The following is a 1,273-nucleotide window of genomic DNA, read 5'->3' as shown; positions in this document are numbered from 1 at the left end:
TGAGCTACTCCCCGAAAATCGGACACTGACGTAAGCTACAATTTGCTGTCTGTTGATCTTCGACGCAGAGGAGATCAGAGATGTCGAAACGGAAGAACCATTCGCCTGAGTTCAAGGCCAAGGTCGCGCTTGAGGCTTTGAAGGGCGAGCGGACTGTCGCTGAGCTGGCAAGCCAATTTGGCGTTCATCCGACAATGATCCACAGCTGGAAGCGGGCGCTCCTGGAGGGCGCGTCCGGCGTATTCGAGCGTGGCGGCAAGAAAACCCCGGAGATTGATGAAGAGCAGGTCAAAGAATTGCACGCCAAGATCGGGGAGCTGGCCGTGGCCAATGATTTTTTGTCACGAAAGCTCAAGCCGTGGATCAGCAAGTGAGGCGGAAAATGATCGAACCTGCCAATGCCAATCTGCCCATTGGTAAGCAATGCAAGCTGCTGTCGATTCCGCGGTCTTCGTTTTATTATCAGCCCAAGGGCGAGACGGCGCTGAACCTGGCGCTAATGCGTCTGATTGACGAGCAGTTTCTGGAAACGCCGTTCTTCGGTGTTCGGCAGATGACCTGGCATCTTCGCAACGAAGGCCATCTGGTGAACGCGAAACGGATCAGACGGTTGATGCGGCTCATGGGCTTGATGCCGATCTACCAGAAGCCCAACACCAGCAAGGCGGCGAAGGGCCACAAGACGTATCCCTACTTGTTGCGAGGGTTGCGCGTCGACCGGCCCAACCAGGTCTGGGCCGCAGACATCACCTACCTGCCAATGCGACGGGGCTTCTTGTATCTGGTGGCGATCATGGACTGGCATACCCGCAAGGTTCTGGCCTGGCGCATCTCGAACACGCTGGAAGCCGACTTCTGTGTCGAGGCTCTGAATGAGGCGATCCACCGCTTCGGCCCGCCAGAGATCATGAACACCGACCAGGGGAGCCAATTCACGTCCTTTGCCTGGACAGATCGTCTGCGCCGCTCCGGCGTGCGCATCTCGATGGATGGCAAGGGTCGGTTCCTCGACAATATCTTTGTCGAACGGCTCTGGCGCAGCCTGAAATACGAGTGCGTCTACTTGCACGCATGGGAAACAGGATCAGAAGCAAAGGTGGGCGTCGGCAAGTGGGTCGAATTCTACAACCGCAAACGCCCCCATTCCGCCCTTGGTGGCAAACCTCCGGCCGTGGTTTATTGGCTGAGAAAAGACGAAACCCAAACAGGTCAGCAGGAGCAGAGAGTAGCTTAAGTTACGCCGAAAGCTGTCCAACGATTGGGGAGTAGCTCA

General features: G+C 56.6%; 1 protein-coding gene. It reads left to right on the top strand.

Going from position 1 to position 1,273, the window contains the following annotated elements; translation table 11 throughout:
- Positions 1–80 precede the first annotated feature (80 nt).
- Positions 81–1,234 (top strand): IS3 family transposase gene (locus N6L27_RS23220; RefSeq protein WP_409201705.1). Its coding sequence is split into 2 segments (ribosomal slippage): positions 81–357 and positions 357–1,234, totalling 1,155 coding nucleotides; the frame shifts between segments, so codons are not numbered across the junction.
- Positions 1,235–1,273: the final 39 nt, after the last annotated feature.

Source organism: Leisingera sp. SS27, from assembly GCF_028368855.1.
In the GTDB taxonomy this organism is placed as follows: domain Bacteria; phylum Pseudomonadota; class Alphaproteobacteria; order Rhodobacterales; family Rhodobacteraceae; genus Leisingera.
The sequence above is the reverse complement of the archived record's forward strand: the minus strand, read 5'-3'. Positions and strand labels throughout refer to the sequence as shown.